This window comes from Pseudomonas mendocina (genome assembly GCF_003008615.1).
In the GTDB taxonomy this organism is placed as follows: domain Bacteria; phylum Pseudomonadota; class Gammaproteobacteria; order Pseudomonadales; family Pseudomonadaceae; genus Aquipseudomonas; species Aquipseudomonas mendocina_C.
On the sequence record NZ_CP027657.1, the window covers coordinates 4861565 to 4883618 of the forward strand.

A 22054-nucleotide genomic window follows, 5' to 3' on the forward strand; every position below is an offset into this window, starting at 1 on the left:
TCAAGGCAGGGTAGCCAGGCTTGCCTGTAGTGCCTGATCCCAGGGTGGCGGGAAGCCGAAGCGCTGCTTCAGGAAACTCAGCAGCAGGCGCGTGCGCGGGCTGGCTTCGCGCTCCAGACGCAGGGCATAGATGCTCACCGGCTCGGCGGCTGGCAGCCCCTGTTCGCAGAACAGCGGGATCAATTCGCCACGCTGCAAGTGCTCGCTGCTCATCCAGGTGGGGAGGTGAGCCACGCCGAGGCCGGCGAGGGCGCTGAAGAGCAGGGTTTCGGCGTTGTTGCTGGTCTGGCGCAGGCGCTTAGGTTTGCACTGCTGCAGCTTGCCGTCGACTTCGAAGCGCCAGGCGTAGGGCGGTGCCAGGCTGTCCCAGTCGAGGCCGTCGTGCTGTTCCAGCTCCAGCGGGCTGCGCGGGATGCCGCGGCGGCGTAGATAGTCCGGGCTGGCGCAGACGATGCGGGTCATCGACGCCAGTGGCGTAGCGACCAGGCGGCTGTCCGGCAGCGGTCCGATGCGCACGACGATATCCACTTCACCCAGATGTTCGCCTTGCAGGTCGATGAAGCTGTCGATCAGGCGCAGTTGCACGTCCAGGCCCGGATTGGCGCCGAGAAACTCGGCAATCGCCGGTGCCAGATGACGTCGGCCGAAAGGCGAGGGCGCGTCGATGCGGATCAGGCCTTCCGGCGCGCTGCTCAGCGATACCGCCTCGGCACGCGCCAGATGCAGTTCGGCGAGGATGCGTCTGGCGCGTTCGGCAAACGCCAAACCTGCCGGAGTGACGCGCACGGCATGAGTGTTGCGGCTGAACAGTACGCTACCCAGTGCACGTTCCAATGCGTCGATACGCCGCGCAACCGCCGAGGGTGTGAGTGGATGGCGCCTGGCAGCGGCGGAGAAACTGCCGGTTTCCAGCACGTCGAGGAAGAGTTCCAGCTGGTCGGTCAGAGCATCGGGATTCATGGTTACCTGCTTATGCGTTATCAGCAAAGCCATTGTGCGTTGCTGTGCGTTTCCGCGCTAGCTGCGACTGATTAACATGCGCCCACTGTCTGGAGGTGTCATGAATCTGTTCGATCTGTTGCTGAATCTGTTGCTTGGGTTGGGGCTTGGAACGCTGGGCGGTTTGTTCGGGATTGGCGGCGGGCTGATCGCCATTCCGGTGCTAGGCGTGCTATTCGGCCTGGATCAGCAACTGGCGCAGGGCACCGCTCTGGTCATGGTGGTGCCGAACGTGATGCTGGCGCTGTGGCGTTACCATCAGCGCAATCGCATCGACCCCCGACATGCCCTGTTGCTCGGCATTACCAGTTTCTTCTGCGCCTGGCTGGCGTCGCTGTACGCGGTAGAGCTGGACTCGCGCACCATGCGTTGGGCTTTCGTCGGTTTCCTGCTGGCGCTGGCGGCCTACAACCTGCTGCGCATGCTGATGGCCCAGGCGCCGGCCAGCGGCACGCTACGTCATCACTGGGCCTGGCTGGGGGCGCTGGGCGGGGTGTCCGGCGCAATGGGGGGCTTGTTCGGTGTCGGCGGCGCGGTGGTGGCGACGCCGGTGCTGACCAGTGTGTTCGGCACCACCCAGGTAGTGGCACAGGGGCTGTCGCTATCTCTGGCGCTGCCCAGTACCGGGGTTACGCTGTTTACCTACGCGTTGCACGATCACGTCAACTGGTGGATGGGTGTGCCGCTGGCGGTTGGCGGCCTGCTCAGCATCAGTTGGGGGGTGCGTCTGGCGCATTCGCTGCCGGAGCGCCTGCTACGCAGTCTGTTCTGCGGTTTCCTGCTGGTTTGTGCGTTGCTGCTGGGGTTGGAGTCCGGCGGTCTATAGACGAAAACCTTCGACGATATGATCGGCCAGGCACTCGGTTACGGGGGACTGGCTGCTTTCGTTGCGCAGCAGCACGATACTGGTCAGCGGCAGTAGGGGCAGGCCTTCGGCTTCGCCGAGAATGCGCAGATCCGGGGTGATCAGGCTTTGCAATTGCGCAGTGACGGCCAGGCCGGCACGTACCACTGCGAACAGTGCCGACAGGCTGGGGCTGGTGTAGGCGATGCGGTAGGGGCGGCCCATCGCATCCAGCGCGTTGCAGGCCCATTCGCGGCAGAAGCAATCGGCGTTGAACATGGCCAGCGGCATGGGGTTCTGTTCGTGCGGGCAGAAGCCCTGAGCCACGGCCCAGGCGAAGCGTTCCTGGCGCAGCAGTTGGCCGATCTCCTTGCCGGGCTGACGGGTGACGATGGTCAGATCCAGATCCTGGCGCAGCAACAACTGGCCCGATGGTTCGCAGTGCACCTCCACCTGCACCAGTGGGTAGGCCTGGGCGAAGCGCGAGAGAATCTCGGGTAGAAAGCGCATCACGTAGTCATCCGGCGTGCCGATACGCACGGCGCCGACCATATGTGGTTCGCGCAGGGTATTGAGCACTTCGCCGTGCAGCTTGAGAATGCGCCGCGCATAGCCCAGCAGCACTTGGCCTTCGGGAGTCAGCCGTACTTGGCGGCCGTCACGCTCGAACAGTGCGCGTTGCACCACGTCTTCCTCCAGCCGTTTCATCTGCATGCTCACGGCCGATTGGGTGCGATTGACCGTTTCCGCGGCGCGGGTGAAACCACCGGTGTCGGCAATGGCAACGAAGCTGCGCAGCAATTCGGTATCAATACTGGGGTGGAAGGCCATTCATCAATCCTCGAGATGGATTCCATAAGAAACATTCGTTGGATTGATCTTAAGCCCGACCTGACACTGGTGCCAACCCCACAGGGAGGGCATCGAGATGAAAGGTCAGAAAGGTTATGCGTTAGCCCAGGCTATCCACTTCGAACGTCTGCCGTCATTGGCTGGCGTGTGGCGTATGCTGCGGCGCTGGCGTCAACTGGCACGCGAGCGTGGGCAATTGGCGCGACTGGATGGTGCGGCGTTGAAGGATCTGGGGTTGTCCCGCGCCGATGTGTTGCAAGAGGCCGAGCGGCCGTTCTGGGATGATCCGTTGAATAAGTGAGCGGCCATGATTGGAGTTGTTGAATGACCACGGTACGCAAGGGCGCCGATTTTTTCCTGTTCCAGCTGATGATGCTGTTATGCGCCATCTGGGGCAGTCAGCAGGTGGCGATCAAGCTGGCCGCGGACGATATTGCGCCCATGCTGCAGGTGGCCTTGCGCTCCGGCATCGCCGCCGTATTGGTCGGTTTGCTGTTGCTGTGGCAGCGCGGATGGCGCGAATGGGTCAACTCGACATGGCTGGCGGGATTGCTGGCAGGCATGTTGTTCGCGCTGGAGTTCTTCTTCATTGCCCTTGGTCTGCGTTACACCACGGCTTCGCATATGGCGGTATTCCTCTACACCGCACCGATCTTCTCGGCGCTTGGGCTGCACTTTCTGTTGCCCAGCGAGCGTCTGCGTCGCCTGCAGTGGCTGGGTATCGCCTTGTGTTTCGGCGGTGTGGTGATGGCATTTGGCGTGGGTGGTGGCAACTGGGCCGAGGTTGACCTCAGCATGCTGCTGGGCGATGCGCTGGGGTTGTGTGCAGGCATGGCCTGGGGCGCTACCACGGTGGTGGTGCGTGGCTCACGCCTGTCGGAAGCGCCGGCCGGGCTGACGCTGTTCTATCAACTGACCGTGGCGTTCGTGCTGCTGCTTGGTTACGCCTTGGCGGTAGTCGACCTCAGTCAGTTGCGTTGGAGTCCGGTGGCCATCGCCAGCATCCTGCTGCAGGGCGTAGTGGTGTCGTTCTTCACCTATCTGACATGGTTCTGGCTGTTGCGCCGCTACCTGGCTTCGAACATGGCGGTGTTCTCGTTCATGACACCGCTGTTCGGTGTGAGCTTCGGCGTGCTGGTACTGGACGAGCCGCTGACATTGAATTTCATCATCGGTGCCGCGCTGGTGCTGTCCGGGATCACTCTGGTCAGCAGTGAGGCCTGGCTGCGTCGGCGTCTGGCTGACTGGCGCGGCTTGCCGCAACAACCCTGAGTATTCGCCTGCAAGGAGGCTGGTAATTGTCCGCTTATCATTTGGCCCAACTGAATATCGCCTGGATGAAAGCGCCGCTGGAATCGCCGGAGATGGCCGATTTCGTCGCCAACCTGGAGCGCATCAATGCGCTGGCGGAAGGTTCGCCCGGCTATGTCTGGCGCCTGCAGGACGAGGAAGGCGATGCCACCACGATCCGTCCGTTCGGTGACGAGGTGCTGGTCAACATGTCGGTCTGGGAGGATGTGCAGTCGCTCAGCGACTACGTCTACAAATCCGCGCATACCGAGATGCTCAAGCGGCGCCGCGAATGGTTCGAGCGCGTCGAGCAGGCGCACCAGGTGTTGTGGTGGGTGCCGGCCGGGCACCAGCCTGGCATGGTCGAAGGGGCTGAACGCCTGGAACATCTGCGCGAGCACGGCGCGACGGCGAAGGCCTTTACCTTCCGTCATGCGTTCGCGGCACCAGCCTGATAGGCTGAGTCGCCATGACACTTTCTCTTTCTCTCGCTGAAGCGCGCCGTCTGGCCCTGGTAGCCCAGGGCTTCGGGCGTACGCCGCGCGGCGCGATCGCCCACAAGCAGTTGCAGGCACAGATCGAGCGACTTGGCGTATTGCAGGTCGACTCGGTCAACGCGTTGGTGCGTTCGCACTATCTGCCAGCGTTTTCCCGCCTTGGTCATTACCAGGCTGAACACCTCGATGAACTGGCCTGGGGCCGCGCGCGGCGCCGGCGGTTGTTCGAGTACTGGGGGCATGAGGCGTCATTGTTACCTCTTGAGCTTTACCCGCTGCTGCGCTGGCGTATGCGTCGAGCCGCGGATGGGCAGGGCATCTACAGCCAACTGGCGACGTTCGGCGTGGAGCAACGCGATGCGATAGACCGCGTGCTACAAACCGTGCGTGAGCGTGGTGCGTTGGGTGCCGGCAGTCTTTCTACGCGTACTGAGAAGGCCGGCCCCTGGTGGGACTGGAGTGCGGAAAAGACGGCGCTGGAATGGCTGTTTGCGGCAGGCGAGGTGACGGTTGCTGGGCGGCGCGGCTTCGAGCGGCTATACGACCTGCCGGAGCGGGTCATTCCCGCTGATTATCTGAATCACGCCGATCTCGAGGAAGGCGAAGCGCAGCGCCGTCTGTTGCTACGTTCGGCCGATGCGCTGGGGGTGGCGAGCGAGAAGGATTTGCGCGATTACTATCGCCTGGATGCCTCCGACAGCAAGCTTCGTATCGCCGAACTGGTGGAGGCGGGCGAGTTGTTGCCGGTTGCGGTGCAAGGCTGGCGGCAGTTGGCCTATTGCCGGGGCGAGGCGCGCATACCTCGGCGCGTGCACCACAGCGCGCTGCTGTCGCCTTTCGACTCCTTGATCTGGGAGCGCGAGCGCACCGAGCGGCTGTTCGGTTTCCGCTATCGGCTGGAGATCTACACCCCACAGGCCAAGCGCGTGTACGGCTACTACGTGCTGCCATTCCTGCATCACGAGCGTCTGCTGGCGCGGGTGGATTTGCGCAGCGAGCGGGTGGCCGGTCGCCTGGCAGTGCATGCCGTGCACCTGGAGGAGGAGGTGCTGAGTGAGGAGGCGCGCCTGGCGCTGGGTGATTCGCTGCGCGCGTTGGCGCACTGGTTGGGCCTGGATGAGGTGTGGCTGGCGCCGGGTGTCAGTGTGCGTGGGCTGCTTGGCTAACCGCCGTTATCCAACAGAAATTTCAGTTCATCGACTCGCTGGATGTTCAACTGCATCGGGCAGGTGTAGTACATCGGCGAGCCGACGTGTTTGCCCTGCAGGTCGCATTGACCGTTGCGGTAGATCAGCCAGGCTTTCTGCGCCTCTTCCAGTTGCTGGGCATCTTCCGGAGCACTTTCCTGCAGCTTGAGGAAGAGCTGCTGGTAGACGCGATTCATCTCCTTCTTCACCGCTTCCGATACGCCTTCGGCGCAACCAGCGACGCTGGCGTTGTTGATCATCCCGCTGGCGTCCAGACAGGCCTGGTACTGCTGGTCGTAGTCGGCCACGGCGCTGAACGGCAGGATCAGCAATAGCGGTATCAGGTGTTTATGCAGGGCTGGCATGGCGGTTTTCCAATGAAACAGGGGCCGCTGAGCAGCCCCTGAGCGTCGTGCTTACTTGGCGGCCAGGCGGGTGCGCATGTTGTTGGCGCGGTCGCTGGAGCCCGGGTGCGAGGAAAACATGCTGCTTTCGCCGCCGCCCAGTTTGGCCAGCTTCTCGAACGCGGTGACCAGCCCCTCACGCGGGATGTTGCGCTGGGTCAGCAGGTCGAAGGAGAAGTTGTCGGCAGAGGTTTCCTGGCTTTGCGAGAACTGCGCGTTGACCAGTTGCTCGCCCAGTTCACCGAGCTGCGAGGCGGACAGCGCGGCGACGGTGCCGTTGCCCGATGCTGCTGCTGCGTTACGAGCGGCGGCGGTGGCGTAGGCGGTCTGCATGGCTTTCTTGGTGTGGCCGAGGGCGACGTGGCCGATCTCGTGGCCGAGCACGCCTTCCACTTCGTTGTCGGTCATCAGATCCATCAGGCCGCTGTAGACGCGTACGCAGCCGTTGGCCATGGCCCAGGCGTTGACTTCGTCGGCCTGGTAGACCTTGTAGTTGATCGGCGTGCCGTTGATCTGATGGCCAAGGTTGTTGGCGATCTTGTCCAGGCGCTTGGTGTACGGGCTGCTCGGGCCGGCGACATTGGCCGCGGCGTCCATTTCGGCGCAGGCCTGGTCGGACATACTTTTCACTTCGGCGTCGCTGAGGGTTGCGGCCTGTACGGCCATCAGGCCGGATTGCAGCATGGCGTCAGCGGACATGTTCTGGCAGCCGGTCAGCAGAACGGCGCTGGAGAGGGCGAAAGCGGAGAGAGTGGTGCGCAGTTGCATGGATCATCGTCCTTGTTGGAGGTGTTGGCCGCGAGTCCTTTCCGGCAGGGGAGCGTCGTTCGGCACCCGCTAGGGGGCTCGCGATGGGCCGGCATTATGCCGGATAACGCACACAAGAAGTGCGAGCTTGTTCGCGCCCTGGCCGGCGGCCAGGGCGCAAATTATCAGCGGCGTACCTGCTTCAGCGTTTCCGCGATCATGAATGCCAGCTCCAGGGACTGGTCGGCATTCATGCGTGGGTCGCAGTGCGTGTGATAGCGGTCGGAGAGGCCGTCCTCGGTGATCGGGCGCGAGCCGCCGATGCACTCGGTGACGTTCTGCCCGGTCATCTCGATATGAATACCGCCGGCATAGGTGCCTTCGGCCTGGTGCACGGCGAAGAACTGGCGAACTTCGCTGAGAATCTGCGCGAAGTCGCGGGTCTTGTAGCCGCTGGAGGCCTTGATGGTGTTGCCGTGCATCGGGTCGGAGCTCCACAGCACCTGTCGGCCTTCGCTCTGCACCTTGCGCAGCAGGCGCGGGAAGTGCGCCTCGACCTTGTCCGCGCCTATGCGCACGATCAGGTTCAGGCGGCCCGGATCATTGTCCGGGTTGAGCGTATCGATCAGGCGAATCAGCTCGTCCGGATCCATGCTCGGGCCGACCTTCACGCCGATGGGGTTCTCGATGCCGCGCATGAACTCGACGTGGGCGCCGTCCAACTGACGGGTACGGTCGCCGATCCACAGCATGTGCGCGGAGCAGTCGTACCAGCGGCCGGTAAGGCTGTCGCGGCGCACGAAGGCTTCTTCGTAGTTCAGCAGCAGTGCTTCATGGGCGGTGAAGAAGCTGGTTTCCCGCAACTGCGGCGCGCTGTCCATGCCCACGGCGCGCATGAAGGCCAGGGTTTCGTCGATGCGCCCGGCGAGCTGGTGGTATTTCGCGGCCAGCGCCGAGTTGGCGATGAAATCCAGGTTCCACTGATGCACCTGATGCAGGTCGGCGAAACCGCCCTGGGCGAAGGCGCGCAGCAGGTTGAGGCTGGCGGTGGCCTGGTGATAGGCCTGCATCAGGCGCTCGGGGTCGGGCACGCGGCTGGCGGCGTCGAAGCCGATGCCGTTGACGATGTCGCCGCGATAGGCGGGCAGGGTGACGCCGTCGATGGTTTCTTCGCCAGAGGAGCGCGGCTTGGCGAACTGCCCGGCCATCCGCCCGACTTTCACCACCGGGCAACCGGCGGCAAAGGTCATGACGATGGCCATTTGCAGCAGCACCTTGAAGGTGTCGCGGATTTTCGCGGCGGAAAACTCGGCGAAGCTTTCCGCGCAGTCGCCACCTTGCAGCAGGAAGGCGCGGCCCTGAGTGACCTCTGCGAACTGACGGCGCAGCTCGCGCGCCTCGCCGGCGAACACCAGCGGCGGGTAGCCTGCCAGTGTCTGCTCGACACGACTGAGGTGGGCGGCGTCAGGGTATTCAGGCTGCTGCTGGATGGGCTTGGCCCTCCAGCTATCGGGGCTCCAGGCGTGCGACATGCGGTGTCTCTAGCGGTTGTTCAGGCGGAGGCGCATGGTAACCGATAAGCCCTGAGGCTCGTACGGGTATCGCAGCGCCTCGGCTTACTAGCAGGTCGCTGAAAAACTACCTGCGTTGGCAATACTGCGTTAAAAACGGCCTCGCGTGCGAGCCCAGTCAAAATGCTCATTTACCACCCGTAAACTGCGCTTTTTCGGCCGTTTTTGCCTTGTCTTGCCTGCCTCGCCTACGTTTTTCAACGGCCTGCTAGGCAGGAGCTGGATTGAAATCGCGCATCGGTGCTTGCTCTTGTCGAGGCAGCACGTCGCGAGCAGGCAGGAAGCGCCCGTAACCCTGCACCTTGCCCAGATCTTCCGGATATTCCAGGCCTCGACGATAGGCGATGCGCCCATTGATCAGGGTCAGTTCGACCGCCGCATCGTTGCGTTTGACCACCCGCACCAGGCCGAGCACCTCCATCGGCGCTTCATGCAGTTCGTCCAGCGTGTCGTCCAGACCGGCGGGGTCGATCAGCACCAGATCGGCGCGATCCCCGACTCGCAGGTAGCCGGCATCGACACCGATGAAGTCTGCCAGCTCGCCGCTGCAACGGCGTACGGCCTGGCCCAGTTCCATGAAGGATTCGCCGGCCAGGTCGGCGTCCCGCACGTACTTGAGAAAGCGTAGCGGGAAGTTGTACTGGGCGATGGAGCGCAGGTGTGCGCCGGAGTCGGCGAAGCCGGGGTGCGTCCAGGGGCTGGACAGCAGTTTGCGCATGATCGCTTCGCGCTGATTGCCGTAACAGGTCGTCCATTTCAGCGACTCGCGGTATTGGCAGGCCAGTTCGAAGTAGGCATCAACCGCGTCCAGGCCGCGGGTCTGACCCAGTTGCTTGAAGTTCTTGCCGACCAGGCTGACATCCGGGCATTCGGTTACCCAGCAGTCGGAGAAGTCACGGTGCCACAGGCCCTTGGTCAGCACCGCCTTGACCTGCTTCTTGAACAGGGCGCGGAACTCGGGTTCCTTGACCTTGGCGTAGAGCTCGTCCGGATCCTTGATGTTGCGCAGCATCTCGCCGGCACCGAACTCCTCGAAAGCGTTCACGTTGAGCCCTTCCAGGCGCAAGGTGAAGGGCGCTGGCAAGGTCTGCCAGCGGAAATGGCCGCGCAGCACCTTGTTCGCCAGCCAGCCGGAGAGACGGGTGAAGCGATGCAGCAGCGGCTGCGACTTGAGATCCAGCGCCGTGAGCATGGTGCATTTGAGCGGTTTCCTGAACCAGCCGTGCGCCTGCCAGAGGAAGGCGAACACGTTGACCTTGGTCACCGCGTTGGGCGCGCCCTGCAACACGGCGCCGCGACGGCGGAGCACGGCGAACAGGCGCGAGAACTCTTTCCAGCTGGCGAAGGTCGATGGCAGCGGACTGGACCAAGCGCGGTCGCCATCCATCTTGTCTAGTCGAGTGGTCATCACCGACAGGCCGATACAGCCGGCATCCAGCGCCTCCTCGAGCAACTGCTGCATGCGCGCGAGTTCGGCTTCGCTTGGCTTTACCCGGCTGGTGGCGCGCTCCAGGCCCATCACCGCCACGCGCAGTTCGGAATGGCCAAGGAAGGAGTTGACGTTCGGGCCCAGCGGCAACTGGTCGTAGAAGGCCCGATAGCCGGCGGCGTCCCGCCAGGTTTTCTTTTCTTGCAGGATCGGCAACACGTACTCGCGCGGCACCGCTTCGACGCGGGTGAACAGGTCGGAGCAGTCCTCGGCATCGGCCAGCACCATGCTGATCGAGCAGGAACCGATGGTCACGCTGGTGACGCCGTGGCGTACCGACTCTTTCAGTGCGGGGGCGGCGATCACTTCGGCGTCGTAGTGCGAGTGAATTTCCAGAAAACCGGGAGTGACCCATTTGCCGTGGGCATCGATCACGTGCGGGCAGTCGCGCTCATCCAGCGGGCTGAGGCTGAGCACATCGACCTTGCCGTTCTTGATGCCGATATGGCGCACCGCGCCGGGGGCGCCGGTACCGTCGAAGTACAGGCCGTTGTTGATGATGATGTCGTAGCTCATGGCAATCTCCAGGGCGCCAGCAGCAGGATGCCGGTGACCAGCAGCAGGATGTAGATGGCAATGCGGAAATGGCGCTCGTCAACGCGCCGGTGCAGGCGTTCGCCCAGCCATACGCCGAGCAACAGGAGCGGGGCGTAGGTAAGCACCTGCGGCAGTGCAGGCAGCAAGCGACCATCGAGCAGAAAGGCGAGGGTGAGCAGGCTGTTGAGGGTGAACCAGACGGTTACCAGAGTGGCGCGTAGCCGTGCCTTGTCCAGGTGAGTGCCGGCCAGGCCATAGACCAGCAGCGGGCCGCCCGAGGCGAACAGGCCATGACTGAGTCCTGCGGCCAGGGTAATGCCGCGGGTCAGCCAGGCTGGGCGAGCCGGCAGCGTATGGGCCTGGCGCAGGCGCCACAGCTCGCGGCCGGCAAACCAGACGATCAGCGCACCGAAGCCGACCTTCAGTGCCTGGGTGTCCAGATAAGGCAGCAGCCAATAACCGAGCAAGGTACCGATGACCATGCCGGGCAGCAGGGTGCCGAGCAGCAGGCGGCGGTCGATCAGCTGCCAGTGGCGGCGCACCAGATAGCCGGTCATGCAGATGTTCAGCGGCACCAGAATCGGCAGCAACTGTTCGATGGGTAGCAGCAGGGCGCCGAGTGATAGGGCGATGACCACGCTGCCGAAACCGGTGATGGCCTCAAGGGTGTAGGCCAACAGGATAAAGGCGCCGAGCGCATAGGGAGCCAGTGCCATCAGCTCATCTCCCCGGCGAAGCGCTGGCTCATCTTGCGGTAATACAGGCCAGGTGCCAGGCGCCAGAGCAGACTGGCCAGCCAACTACCACGATCCGGAAACAGGCGCTCGTGGCGACGATCGAGTGCATCGAGGATCAGGCGCGCCATCCAGTCGGCGCCACGTATCTTGCCGATGGTCGAGCGTGCATGGCCTGCTGGTTGGCCGTCGCCACCCAGTGCGTTGCGGTCGATGGAGGTGTCGAGAAAGCTCGGATAGACCATCAGCAGGCCAATGCCATCACGGCTGATTTCCGCCCGCAGCACTTCGAAGGCTTGTCCCAGGGCGCTCTTCGCCGCGCAGTAACCGGCGCGGCCGAGCAGCGGCATCCAGCCAGCCATGGAGCCGATGGCAACGACCTGGCCGCGGCTCGCGCGCAGCAGTGGCAGGGCTGCCAGGGTCAGTTCCAGCGGTGCGTGGTAATCCACCGCCATGACCTTGCGAAAGACCGCCGGGGCGGTCGTTACGGTCGGTGAACGATGGGTGATGCCGGCGTTGTTGATCAGCAGGTCGAGGCGTCCGAAACGCGTCTTGCAGGCCTCGACAAGCCGTCTGTGCAGGTCGGCATCGGTGATATCGCCAGCTACGCCATGGATGCGGGTCTCACCCAGTTCGGCAAGGCGCGCAGCCAGGCCATCGGCGTCGATATCGGTGAGCAGCAGCGCGTCGCCACGGGCATGGCAGGCGCGTGCCAGTTGCCAGCCGAGGCCGCTGGCGGCCCCGGTGATCAGGGTGACGCGCATCAGGATTCTCCCAGCGCAGCCGCGACGGCTGGTGGCGGTTCGGGGACAGGTGGCCGGCGTGACCAGAACCAGGCCAGGCTGAGGCCCGACACCAGGTGCCAGCAGCCCCAGAACGCGGCGATCAGCAGCATGCCGCCGGCCTGGGGGAAGAAGGTGAAGATGATCACCAGCCCCAGTGCCGAGTTCTGGATGCCGGTTTCCAGTGTCACTGCGCGCTGATCGGCGTCACTCAGACCGGCCAACCGCGCGCTGCCGTAGCCGATCAACAGCGCCAGCAGGTTGTGTCCGACCACCAGCCAGAAGAACAGGTGGAAGTGGCTGACGAACTGATCCAGGTTAAGGCTGAAAGCCAGGGCGACGAACCCCAGCATCACGCTCAGGCTGAGCATGCGCAGGGGTTTTTCAATGCGCATGGCCAGCATCGGAAAGCGCCTGCCGATGGCCATGCCGGCGATCAACGGCACGCCAAGCACCAGTACCACCAACAGCAGCAGGCCCAGTGGGTCGATATCGATTTCGGTCAGCAGTGGGCGGGTGTAGGGGTTCAGCCAGGCATAGACGGCGAAGTTGAGCGGTGTCAGGACGCTGGCAGCGAGGCTGGAAACGGCGGTCATGCTGACCGAGACGGCGACGTTGCCGCGGGCCATCCAGGTCATGATGTTGGAGAAGCTGCCGCCTGGGCAGGCAGCGACCAGGATCATGCCCAGCGCCAGTTCCGGCGGGATGCGCAGCAGCCAGCAGGCCAGGCAGGTCAGGGCCGGGAGCAACAGGAACTGCGCGAGCATGCCGATCACCGGTGCCTTGGGCGAGCGGACGATGCGGCGGAAATCCTCGGCGCGCAAATCCAGGGAAACACCGAACATCATCAGGGCGACGATGAGGTTGATCAGTACCAGGCTGCTGGGATCGAACGCAATCTTTATCGGTTCCATGCTCAGGCCTCCTGGGTGGCTGGTATGCCACCTTCGGCCAGCTCGCGGCGCAGCGCCGTAGTATGGCTGGCAATGCGTTTACGGTAGCTGTCCTTGTGCACGTAGTAGGCCATGCGCTCCAGCTCCAGGTACTGGTAGCCACCGTCCAGGCGTTGGCCCGCCTGCTCTCGGATGGTTTGACGCAACGCCAGTGCAGCCGAGCTGCCAGCCTGTAATTGGCGGATATACAGGGCCACCAGCTCGGCCTGCTCGTCACGGCCCTGCCAGCCCAGGCCGGAGGCCTCGACCATGCCGAGCATGAACAGGTCGTCGTGCTCGGGATGAAAGACGTTGAGGTACAGTCGCGGCGCGCCGGCGTCCTCTGGCCAGTTCAGCTCGCTGCGCGCGATGAAGGGATAGTCGAGCTTGTAGCCGGTGGCCATCAGAATCAGGTCGTAGTCCGCCTGTTCGCCATTGGTGAAGGTCACGCGTTGGCCGTTCACCGCTGTGATATCGCCACGGGGTCGGATATCGCCATGGCCGATGTGGTGCAGCACCAGCGAGTTCATCACCGGGTGTGATTCGTACAAACGGTAGTCTGGATTCGGTAGGCCGTATTGCGAGGGTTTGCCGACCAGGGCGCGCACCAGCAGGCCGTCGACCCACTGTTTGAGGCGGCGCGGCAGCTTGATCGCAGCGCCGAAGGTGTCGGTAGGCCTGCCAAGTATGAACTTGGGCAGGAAGTGATAGCCGCGGCGCACCGAGAGATCCACCGACGCGGCGCGATGCACGGCGTCCACTGCGATATCGCAGGCCGAGTTGCCGCAGCCGACCACCAGCACCCGCTTGTCGGTAAACAGGTCGGCGCTCTTGTAGGCACTGGCGTGCAGCAACTCGCCGGCGAAGTCGCCGGGCAACTGGGGCAGGTTGGGTGTATGCAGCGTGCCATTGGCGATCAGCACACCGTCGAAACGCCATTCGCGCTGCTCGCCATTGCGTTCGCTGATCAGCTTCCAGCCCTGATCCAGGCGCTGCAGCTGCACCACGCGGGTATCGAACTGATAGTGGTCGTAAAGGCGAAACTGCCTGGCGTAGTCGCGAAAGTAGCGGCGCATTTCGCTGTGATGCGGGTAGGGCGCCACTTCGGCGCGCATGGGAAACTCGCTGAACTCGGTGGTGAGCTTGGAGGAGATCAGGTGCGCCGACTGGTACATGGTGCTGTGCGGGTTATCGATGTCCCACAAGCCGCCGACATCGCTGTGCAGCTCGAAACCGACGAAGCCGATCCCCTGTTTCTTCAATTGCCGGGCTGTGCACAGGCCCATGGGGCCGGCACCTATGATGGCGTACATGACGAACCTCGTTATTGTTATGAGTAGCAGCGCAAGTGTCGGAATTATTGCGTGACCCGGGGCGGCTGCTTCAATGACAATCGGCGCCTTTAGCCCGCCACTTCTGGTACGGGATGTCACTGTTGAGGAGGGATCGATGCCAGGGTTGCCGCCAGACGACGAGATGCAGAAGCTGGATGAGGTGCTGCTGGCCGAGGTGCGCGATGCCTTCGGCGTGATCCGCGTGGTGCAGATCGGCGCCTACCGTTTCCTCGAGTTCGGTGATGCCATCGAACAGAGCTGCGTGTTTCAGGGGGATCCGAGCTGGCTCGAGTACGACTACACCCGGGCCATGCTGCTTGGTGCGCTGTGTCACGATGCGCCGGAAACTGCGCTGTTTCTCGGCCTCGGCGCTGGCAACCTGACCCAGGCCTGCCTGAAGTTCCTGCCACTCGAGGATGTCGAGGCCATCGAACTGCGTCCGGACGTCCCGCGCCTGGCCATGGAGTTTCTCGGCCTGGATGACGACCCGCGGCTGACCATTCGTATCGGTGATGCCGTCGAGTTGCTGGAAAGTGCGGAAACTGCCGACCTGATCTTCCTCGACCTCTACACCGATCAAGGCCCCGGTGTCGGTCACCTGGCCTGGCGCTTTCTCGAACGCTGCCGGGAAAAACTCAACCCCGGCGGTTGGCTGATCATCAACCAGTGGGCCGGCAATGACGGCAAGCCGCTTGGCGCGGCGTTACTGCGCGGGCTCTACCATCGCCACTATTGGGAATGCCCGGTGAAGGAGGGCAACGTGGTGCTGTTGATTCCGGCGGAGCTTGATCAAGGCCTCGATCTTGGGCGGCTGCAGGCCCGTGCGGGCGAGCTTGCGCCCCGGTTGGGCTACTCACTGCAATCGCTGATTGCCGCCTTGCGCCCGGCGACCTGATGCGTCGCTCGGCGTAAAAACTGCGAAAAGCCGTCTGGAAGCGCCATCGAGTGCAGTGCAGGGATGTGCGCAGCATAAAAAACAGCACCTTGGTCAGGAATTTCCGGTATGATACGCGCCGGCCAATTCTCTGGCCACGTTCAGGTAGTGCAACTCGCCCGGGAAATTAACTCCCGGCAGCCAGTCCCCAGCGGACTATCCTTGACGATTCACTTTCATCACGTTTTCGCAAATCCCCGCCGACCAGGCTGCCAGGGTGACCCAAAAGGTCTTACACGGCATGCGCAGCTTTGGAACATGGGTCTTTGCGGATGCACTTGAGGCAGACCCATGACCCAGGAAATCGGCGGCTTCGCCGCGCTCGGACTTCACCCCAATATTCTCGCCGCTCTGACCGCCGTTGGTTACGAAGAGCCGTCCCCGATCCAGTCGCAGGCCATTCCGGTGATCCTTGCCGGTCATGACATGATCGGCCAGGCGCAGACCGGTACCGGTAAAACCGCCGCCTTCGCACTGCCGCTGCTGTCGAAAATCGACCCGGCCAAGCGTGAGCCTCAGGTGCTGATTCTTGCACCGACTCGCGAACTGGCCCTGCAGGTGGCTACCGCTTTCGAAACCTATTCCAAGCAGATGCCTGGCCTGAATGTCGTTGCCGTATACGGCGGCGCGCCCATGGGCCCGCAGCTCAAGGCCATCCGCCAGGGCGCTCAGGTCATCGTCGCCACGCCTGGTCGTCTGGTCGACCATCTGCGCCGTGACGAGAAAGTGCTGTCCACCATTCAGCACCTGGTGCTCGACGAAGCCGACGAAATGCTCAAGCTGGGCTTCATGGATGACCTCGAAGTGATCTTCGAGGCCATGCCGGAAAGCCGCCAGAGCGTGCTGTTCTCCGCCACGCTGCCGCACTCGATCCGTGCCATCGCCGAGAAGCACCTGCGTGAGCCGCAGCACATCAAGATCGCTGCCAAGACCCAGACCGTCTCGCGTATCGAGCAGGCGCACCTGATGATCCATGCCGATCAGAAGACCAACGCCGTGCTGCGCCTGCTGGAAGTTGAAGATTTCGACGCGCTGATCGCTTTCGTGCGTACCAAGCAGGCCACTCTGGATCTGGCCAGCGCGCTGGAAGCCAAGGGCTACAAAGCTGCTGCGCTGAACGGTGACATCGCCCAGAACCAGCGTGAGCGTGTGATCGAGTCTCTCAAGGATGGCCGCCTGGACATCGTTGTCGCGACCGATGTCGCTGCTCGTGGTATCGACGTGCCGCGCATCACTCACGTATTCAACGTCGACATGCCGTACGACCCTGAGTCCTACGTGCACCGTATCGGCCGTACCGGCCGTGCCGGTCGCGATGGCCGTGCGCTGCTGCTGGTGACGCCGCGTGAGCGCCGCATGCTGCAGGTGATCGAGCGTGTCACCGGGCAGAAGGTCGGTGAGGTCAAACTGCCGAACGCCCAGCAAGTGCTCGATGCCCGTATCAAGAAGCTGACCAGCAGCCTGGCGCCGCTGGTGGCCGATGCCGAAGCCAGCCATGGTGATCTGCTCGACCGCCTGACTGCCGATATCGGCTGCAGCCCGCGTGCCCTGGCCGCTGCGCTGCTGAAGAAGGCCACCAATGGCCAAGCGCTGGATCTGGCTACCGTCGAGCGCGAGCAGCCGCTGGTACCGGGCGTTGGCGGTGCTCCGCGTGAGCGTCGTGAGCGTGACAGCGACCGTGGCGATCGTGGTGGCGAGCGCGGCGAATACCGCGAGCGTCGTGCGCCGGTACCGCTGGCCGAAGGCCGCGTGCGTTGCCGCACCGCGCTGGGGACTCGCGACGGCATCGCCGCGAAGAACCTGCTGGGTGCCATCCTCAATGAGGGTGGTCTGGCTCGCGAGGCCATTGGCCGCATCCAGATCCGTGAGACCTTCAGCCTGGTCGAACTGCCGGAAGACGGCCTGGATCGCCTGCTGGGCAAGCTCAAGGACACCCGCGTTGCCGGCAAAGCCCTGAAGCTGCGTCGCTACCGCGAGGATTGATAGGCCAAGAGCGCTGCCTGATCGAGCATCAGGCGGCGCGCTGACTTGACTTATCTGTCGTCCAAAAGAAAACCCTCGGAGATCGCTCTACGAGGGTTTTTTGTTTACTGGCCTATGCAGTGGCTGGCACTGCCGGCTTGCTTACTGGCCGTCAACCTTGTCTTTGGCTTCTTCGCCTGCGTTTTCGATGGCGTCAGCGGCGTCACTGGCAGCATCTTCGATCTTTTCGCCGGTGGTAGGCTCGGTGCCCATCACTTCGTCGGTTTTCTGTTCGATGGCATCGCCGGTTTCTTTGGCTGCATCGCCCAGGTTGTCCATGGCTTCGGAGACTGACTCCTTGGCCGACTCCATCTTGTCTTCCGGGGTTTTCTCGCAAGCGGCGAGACCCAGGGCAGTGGCAAGCAGCAGGGCGTAAGTCAGAGGTTTGTTCACGATCATCACTCCATGTGTGAGAGTTTTTAGGTGCCAGGGCAGACCCCGTGCGCACAACCCTTCGAACACGGCTCACGTGTTTTAGTTCCCTGAGTGCCCTGTCGACAGTAGCCCGGCGCGTGTGAGCGCTGGCGCAAGGCGTTATGATGCGCACCTTTTTCAGGTGGTGCAGGCGAGCGATGGGCGATCAGTCGATTCATGAACGGGCGCAGCGGTTTCTTGCCGCCCTGCGTCATTGTCAGGTGTTGGGCATGAGCGTGGAGGCGGCTGACGGCAAGGGCCTGACGCTGCGCTTGCCTTATGCAGCGCATATCGTCGGCAACCCGGATACCGGCGTCATCCATGGCGGCGCCATCACCACGTTGATGGATACCACCTGCGGGATTTCCACAGTCTGCGTGTTGCCGGAGTTCGAGATCTGCCCGACTCTCGACTTGCGTATCGACTACATGCACCCAGCCGAACCCGGCAAGGATGTATTCGGTTTCGCCGAGTGCTACCGGGTGACGCCCAATGTCATCTTCACCCGCGGCTACGCCTATCAGGACGACCCCGAGCAACCCATCGCCCACGTGGTTGGCGCCTTCATGCGCATGGGCAAGGCCGTCAAGGGCAAGGGTGAGCTGACGCAAGGCGGTGCGGCATGAGCGATCTGAACCTGGAGCAACTGGTGGCGCGTGCGCACCAGCAGAACGACTACGATCCGCTGATCAACCTGATTCCCTACGCCAAGCTGCTCGGCATCGAGTGCCTGCGCCTGGGCGATGACATGGTCTTTCGTCTGCCGGCCAATCGCGACTGCATCGGCAACCCTGTATTGCCGGCGCTGCATGGCGGGGTGATCGCCGGTTTCATGGAGCATGCCGCCATGCTGCATCTGTTGATGTTCATGGGCATTCCACATTTGCCCAAAATCATCGACTTCTCGATAGATTACCTGCGCGCCGGCCATTATCGTGACACCTACGCGCAGTGCCAGGTCTGGCGCCAGGGGCGTCGGGTGGCCAACGTGGCGATCACCGCCTGGCAAACCACCCAGACCGAGCCGATTGCCACCGCACGTGCCCACTTCAAGGTCGATGAACCCTGAGTCATGACGCTCGTCTGGCAGTGGAGCGGATCGGTAGCGCAGTGAAATCATGACAAGGATTCTGTAGATGGATGCGTTGCTGATAATCGGTGGCCTGTTATTGATGCTGGCCGGCCTGGTCTGGCTGGTCATGCGCGCCTTTGCCACCAGTCTGTTGTGGGGCTGGGGCAGCCTGCTGCCGCCGATCACGCTGATCTACGTCATTCGCCACTGGGTACGTGCGCGCAGTGCCGTGATGCTGATTGGTCTGGGGGTGATTCCCTTGGTGGTTGGTTTGACCCTGCTGGCCAGCAAGGACGCCGAGCGCCTGGCGGCGATCATTCGTCTCGACTGGCTCAAGCCAGACATACAGGAGCCGGCCGAGCTGGCCATCGAGCTTGCCGGTGAGCTCAATGGTCAGCCTTTCCGGCCGCAGCAGGGGGAGTTGATCGACGGCGTGCTGACCCTGCGCGAAGGTCTGGATTTCTTCGCCCTGCGTGAGCTGAGCATTCGTCTGCCGCAGCCGCTCGAGGGCCGTGTGCGCGTGGATGTCTTGCCACAGGACAGCGGCAACCTGCCGGAGGTGGAGCTGAGCTGGTTGTTGCCGGAGCAGGATCTGCCCGAGGCGCGGCGCCTGAGCCGTGGTTACACCCTGCATCTGGACTTGCAACCGCAGGCGCCGAATCGATTGGTCGGCGACTTTCACCTGGTATTGCCGCCGCGCTTCAAGACCAGCCTGAGTGGCCGGGTAGAGCTCTATAGTGATCGGCTGCGTTATACCGATGGCCAGATCGACGTGCGCTTCGATTCCCGCGACACCATCGCCCACGTGCTGCAGGATTATCTGCAACGGCGTTTCGCCACGCGCAACGTGAGCGAGCTGAAGCTGCCGCCGTTCACTTTCGAAGGCGACACGCTGGAGGTGCAGGTCGAGGCGCAGATCGATCGGCGCAGCGAGCGCCTGCCCATTCGCCTGCACAAGCGCGCTGGGCAGGGCTGGGCTGTGGAGGGTGATCGCTTCCCGGCACTCCCTGCCGTGACGGCAGCACAGTCGACGCAATCGAGTGAGACTGCGCCCACGGAAGAGCGCCTGAGCCGCCCGGTCGACCGGCGCCAGCGTTTCAGCCTGGCCCGCTTGCAACGTAACCCGGAGCAGTATCGCAACCTCAGCATGCGCCTGAGTCGCGCCAGCGGCGGTACGGTGGAGGGGCGTTTTGCCGGTCTCGACGCCGACGGCAGCATTCGCCTCTCTCAGCAAATGGGTAGTGGCGGTGGTCAGGCCAGTTTCAGTTTCAAACCGGAGGAAATCGGACGGCTGGAGCTGTTGGAGCCATAGTGCAGGTGCGGCTCGCCCGGTGGCTTGGTGGCGACTGCAGGATGACATGCGTGATCCCAAGCCCTTGAAATCCATCTTGCTGGCCCCATTTGTAGGTCATCGCCGCCGTAGCGGTTCCTGTCCTACAGATGGAGTTAGAAGACCATGAGTGTGGAAACTCAAAAAGAAACCCTGGGCTTCCAGACCGAGGTGAAGCAACTGCTTCACCTGATGATCCATTCCCTCTACTCGAACAAGGAAATCTTCCTGCGCGAGTTGATCTCCAATGCCTCCGATGCTGCTGACAAGCTGCGTTTCGAGGCGCTGGCCAAGCCCGAACTGCTCGAAGGTGGCGATCCGCTGAAGATCCGCCTGTCCTTCGACAAGGAGGCCAAGACCGTCACCCTCGAAGACAACGGCATCGGCATGAGCCGCGAGGAGGTCATCGCACACCTGGGCACCATCGCCAAATCCGGCACTTCCGACTTCCTGAAGAATCTCTCCGGCGACCAGAAGAAGGACTCGCACCTGATCGGTCAGTTCGGTGTCGGTTTCTATTCGGCGTTCATCGTCGCCGATCAGGTCGAGGTGTTCAGCCGCCGTGCCGGCAGCCCGGCCAGCGAAGGCGTGTACTGGGCGTCGAAAGGCGAGGGTGAGTTCGAGGTCGCCACCATCGACAAGGCCGAGCGTGGCACCCGCATCGTCCTGCACCTGAAGAGTGGCGAAGAAGAGTTCGCCGACGGCTGGCGCCTGCGCAACATCGTCAAGAAGTACTCGGATCACATCGCGCTGCCCATCGAACTGCCCAAGGAACATCACGGCGAAGACGCACCGGCGGAAGTCGAGTGGGAAACCGTCAACCGTGCCAGCGCCCTGTGGACGCGTCCGCGCACCGAGATCAAGGACGAGGAGTACCAGGAGTTCTACAAGCACGTCGGCCATGACTTCGAGAACCCGCTGAGCTGGAGCCACAACAAGGTAGAAGGCAAGCTGGAATACACCTCGCTGCTCTACGTGCCGGGCCGTGCGCCATTCGACCTGTACCACCGCGAAGCGCCGAAGGGCCTCAAGCTCTACGTGCAGCGCGTGTTCATCATGGATCAGGCCGATCAGTTCCTGCCGCTTTACCTGCGCTTCATCAAGGGTGTGATCGACTCCAACGACCTGTCGCTGAACGTCTCCCGCGAAATCCTGCAGTCCGGCCCGGTCATCGACTCGATGAAGTCGGCGCTGACCAAGCGCGTGCTGGACATGCTGGAGAAGCTGGCCAAGGACAAGCCGGATGACTACAAGACCTTCTGGAAGGCCTTCGGTCAGGTGCTCAAGGAAGGCCCGGCGGAAGACTTCGCCAACAAGGAGAAGATCGCCGGCCTGCTGCGTTTCGCCTCCACCAATGGCGACGGCGACGAGCAATCGGTTTCGCTGGCCGACTACCTGGGCCGCGTCAAGGAAGGACAGGACAAGATCTACTTCCTCACTGGCGAAAGCTACGCACAGATCAAGAACAGCCCGCATCTGGAAGTCTTCCGCAAGAAAGGCATCGAAGTGCTGCTGCTTACCGATCGCATCGACGAGTGGCTGATGAGCTACCTGACCGAGTTCGACGGCAAGCAGTTCGTCGACGTGGCCCGTGGTGACCTGAACCTGGGTGAGTTGGACTCGGAAGAGGACAAGAAGGCTCAGGAGGAGGTGGCCAAGGCCAAGGAAGGGTTGATCGAGCGCCTCAAAGGGGCGCTGGGCGAGCAGGTCGCCGAGGTTCGTGTGTCTCATCGCCTGACCGACTCGCCGGCGATTCTTGCCATCGGCGAGCAGGATCTCGGCCTGCAGATGCGCCAGATCCTTGAAGCCAGCGGGCAGAAAGTGCCGGATGCCAAGCCGATCTTCGAGTTCAATCCCGCGCACCCGCTGATCGAACGCCTGGATGCCGAGCCGGACGAGGATCGTTTCACCGATCTGTCGCACATTCTCTTTGACCAGGCCGCCCTGGCCGCTGGCGACAGCCTGAAAGATCCTGCCGCTTACGTGCAGCGTTTGAACAAGTTGCTGGTGGAGCTTTCTGCCTGAGAGGTCAGCTATTAGAGCAAGCCCGCTTCGGCGGGCTTTTCTATGGGTGTGATTGATC

22 protein-coding genes are annotated in these 22054 nt (G+C 62.9%); 11 read left to right on the forward strand and 11 right to left on the reverse strand.

Translation table 11 applies throughout. The annotated features are described in order from the left end of the window. Positions 1-960 (reverse strand): LysR family transcriptional regulator, encoded by a 960-nt coding sequence (locus C7A17_RS22500; protein ID WP_106740736.1) that lies wholly within the window; start codon positions 958-960, stop codon positions 1-3. Positions 961-1060: 100 nt separating this feature from the next. On the opposite strand from C7A17_RS22500, the gene C7A17_RS22505 reads away from it, so the two are divergent. Then, on the forward strand, positions 1061-1825 hold the full coding sequence (locus C7A17_RS22505; RefSeq protein ID WP_106740738.1) for a sulfite exporter TauE/SafE family protein: 765 nt from the start codon (positions 1061-1063) through the stop codon (positions 1823-1825). Here the strand turns inward: C7A17_RS22505 and C7A17_RS22510 are convergent. Beyond that, positions 1820-2674, reverse strand: a complete 855-nt coding sequence (locus C7A17_RS22510; protein WP_106740741.1) for a LysR substrate-binding domain-containing protein — start codon at positions 2672-2674, stop codon at positions 1820-1822. The genes C7A17_RS22505 and C7A17_RS22510 overlap by 6 nt on opposite strands. A gap of 97 nt (positions 2675-2771) precedes the next feature. On the opposite strand from C7A17_RS22510, the gene C7A17_RS22515 reads away from it, so the two are divergent. From C7A17_RS22515 to C7A17_RS22530, 4 genes are read left to right on the forward strand one after another with little or no spacing between them, the layout of a single operon-like run. After that, positions 2772-2996 (forward strand): DUF1127 domain-containing protein, encoded by a 225-nt coding sequence (locus tag C7A17_RS22515; RefSeq protein ID WP_106740744.1) that lies wholly within the window; start codon positions 2772-2774, stop codon positions 2994-2996. A 23-nt stretch (positions 2997-3019) separates the two neighbouring features. Further along, entirely contained in the window at positions 3020-3967 is a 948-nt protein-coding gene (locus C7A17_RS22520) for a DMT family transporter (RefSeq protein WP_106740746.1), read from the forward strand. A 26-nt stretch (positions 3968-3993) separates the two neighbouring features. After that, positions 3994-4440, forward strand: coding sequence for a DUF3291 domain-containing protein (locus C7A17_RS22525; RefSeq protein WP_106740749.1), 447 nt, complete (start codon positions 3994-3996; stop codon positions 4438-4440). Between the two features lie 14 nt (positions 4441-4454). Beyond that, positions 4455-5648, forward strand: a complete 1194-nt coding sequence (locus C7A17_RS22530; RefSeq protein WP_106740751.1) for a winged helix-turn-helix domain-containing protein — start codon at positions 4455-4457, stop codon at positions 5646-5648. Here the strand turns inward: C7A17_RS22530 and C7A17_RS22535 are convergent. From C7A17_RS22535 to C7A17_RS22570, 8 genes are all read right to left on the reverse strand, one after another. Continuing rightward, positions 5645-6034, reverse strand: a complete 390-nt coding sequence (locus C7A17_RS22535; protein WP_106740754.1) for a lysozyme inhibitor LprI family protein — start codon at positions 6032-6034, stop codon at positions 5645-5647. The genes C7A17_RS22530 and C7A17_RS22535 overlap by 4 nt on opposite strands. A gap of 51 nt (positions 6035-6085) precedes the next feature. Next, positions 6086-6841: a metalloprotease LoiP gene (loiP, locus tag C7A17_RS22540; RefSeq protein ID WP_106740757.1), complete on the reverse strand. Its 756-nt coding sequence runs from the start codon at positions 6839-6841 to the stop codon at positions 6086-6088. Between the two features lie 164 nt (positions 6842-7005). Beyond that, entirely contained in the window at positions 7006-8352 is a 1347-nt protein-coding gene (locus tag C7A17_RS22545) for a class II 3-deoxy-7-phosphoheptulonate synthase (protein ID WP_106740759.1), read from the reverse strand. A gap of 247 nt (positions 8353-8599) precedes the next feature. Then, a complete protein-coding gene (locus tag C7A17_RS22550; protein ID WP_106740761.1) occupies positions 8600-10396 on the reverse strand; it encodes an N-acyl-D-amino-acid deacylase family protein in 1797 nt (598 codons plus the stop codon). Then, positions 10393-11133, reverse strand: a complete 741-nt coding sequence (locus C7A17_RS22555; protein WP_106740763.1) for a sulfite exporter TauE/SafE family protein — start codon at positions 11131-11133, stop codon at positions 10393-10395. Before C7A17_RS22555 ends, C7A17_RS22550 begins: the two co-directional genes overlap by 4 nt. Continuing rightward, positions 11133-11915: an SDR family NAD(P)-dependent oxidoreductase gene (locus C7A17_RS22560; protein WP_106740765.1), complete on the reverse strand. Its 783-nt coding sequence runs from the start codon at positions 11913-11915 to the stop codon at positions 11133-11135. The genes C7A17_RS22555 and C7A17_RS22560 overlap by 1 nt, the downstream gene beginning before the upstream one ends. Continuing rightward, complete coding sequence (locus C7A17_RS22565) at positions 11915-12847, reverse strand: bile acid:sodium symporter family protein (RefSeq protein WP_106740768.1); 933 nt, start codon at positions 12845-12847, stop codon at positions 11915-11917. Before C7A17_RS22565 ends, C7A17_RS22560 begins: the two co-directional genes overlap by 1 nt. A gap of 2 nt (positions 12848-12849) precedes the next feature. Next, positions 12850-14178 carry a flavin-containing monooxygenase gene (locus C7A17_RS22570; RefSeq protein WP_106740770.1) on the reverse strand — a complete coding sequence of 443 codons (1329 nt, stop codon included), beginning with the start codon at positions 14176-14178 and terminating at the stop codon, positions 12850-12852. 136 nt (positions 14179-14314) lie between these two features. Between C7A17_RS22570 and C7A17_RS22575 the strand changes: the two genes are divergently transcribed. Further along, complete coding sequence (locus C7A17_RS22575; protein ID WP_106740772.1) at positions 14315-15094, forward strand: spermidine synthase; 780 nt, start codon at positions 14315-14317, stop codon at positions 15092-15094. A gap of 330 nt (positions 15095-15424) precedes the next feature. Further along, entirely contained in the window at positions 15425-17116 is a 1692-nt protein-coding gene (locus C7A17_RS22580) for a DEAD/DEAH box helicase (RefSeq protein ID WP_106740774.1), read from the forward strand. Between the two features lie 141 nt (positions 17117-17257). Here C7A17_RS22580 and C7A17_RS22585 read toward each other — a convergent pair whose 3' ends face one another. After that, positions 17258-17554, reverse strand: coding sequence for a hypothetical protein (locus tag C7A17_RS22585; protein ID WP_106740776.1), 297 nt, complete (start codon positions 17552-17554; stop codon positions 17258-17260). Between the two features lie 173 nt (positions 17555-17727). Here C7A17_RS22585 and C7A17_RS22590 point away from each other — a divergent pair, with 173 nt between their 5' ends. From C7A17_RS22590 to htpG, 4 genes are all read left to right on the forward strand, one after another. After that, the gene (locus C7A17_RS22590) at positions 17728-18195 is read left to right on the forward strand and encodes a PaaI family thioesterase (protein WP_106740779.1); all 468 of its coding nucleotides are present in this window, start codon (positions 17728-17730) and stop codon (positions 18193-18195) included. Further along, complete coding sequence (locus tag C7A17_RS22595; RefSeq protein ID WP_106740781.1) at positions 18192-18638, forward strand: PaaI family thioesterase; 447 nt, start codon at positions 18192-18194, stop codon at positions 18636-18638. Before C7A17_RS22590 ends, C7A17_RS22595 begins: the two co-directional genes overlap by 4 nt. A 67-nt stretch (positions 18639-18705) precedes the next feature. Further along, complete coding sequence (locus tag C7A17_RS22600) at positions 18706-19953, forward strand: MFS transporter (protein WP_106740784.1); 1248 nt, start codon at positions 18706-18708, stop codon at positions 19951-19953. A 144-nt stretch (positions 19954-20097) separates the two neighbouring features. Further along, entirely contained in the window at positions 20098-21996 is a 1899-nt protein-coding gene (gene htpG / locus C7A17_RS22605; protein ID WP_106740786.1) for a molecular chaperone HtpG, read from the forward strand. Positions 21997-22054: the final 58 nt, after the last annotated feature.